This is a genomic window from Lysobacter sp. CCNWLW3 (assembly GCF_036697405.1).
Lineage (GTDB): Bacteria > Pseudomonadota > Gammaproteobacteria > Xanthomonadales > Xanthomonadaceae > Lysobacter.
Genome location: NZ_JBAHWA010000039.1, coordinates 1 through 545 on the forward strand (window position 1 = coordinate 1; position 545 = coordinate 545).

Genomic DNA, 545 nt, shown 5'->3' on the forward strand with positions numbered 1-545 from the left:
GTGACCGGTTCGCGCATCAAGCGCGCCGACATCGAAACCTCGCAGCCGATCTTCTCGCTCAGCCGCGAAGACATCACCGCCCAGGGCCTGACCTCGGTCGGCGACGTGATCCAGAACATCACGGCCAACGGCTCGACGCTCAACAGCACCTTCAACAACGGCGGCAACGGCGAAACCCGCGTCAGCCTGCGCAACCTCGGCTCCAACCGCACCCTGGTGCTGGTCAACGGCAAGCGTTGGGTCGGCGGCACCGGTCTCGGTGGCGCGGTCGATCTGAACACCATCCCGACCGCCGCGGTCGAGCGCATCGAAGTCCTGAAGGACGGCGCCTCGACGATCTACGGTTCGGACGCCATCGCCGGCGTGGTCAACGTGATCCTGCGCCAGAACTTCGAAGGCGCCGAAGCCAACGCCTACATCGGCGCGTTCGACAAGGGCGACGGCGAGCGTCAGGCCTACGACTTCACCATCGGCACGACCTCCGACCGCTTCAGCGCCATGCTGGGCTTCGGCTACGTCAAGGAAGAGCCGGTCATGGCCGGCGA

The 545-nt window shown here is 66.1% G+C and carries 1 protein-coding gene; it reads left to right on the plus strand.

Annotation, left to right across the window (positions count from 1 at the left end; all coding sequences use genetic code 11):
• Positions 1-545: TonB-dependent receptor plug domain-containing protein (locus V1318_RS21680; protein WP_332941848.1), on the plus strand; the 545-nt coding region annotated here is incomplete at both ends.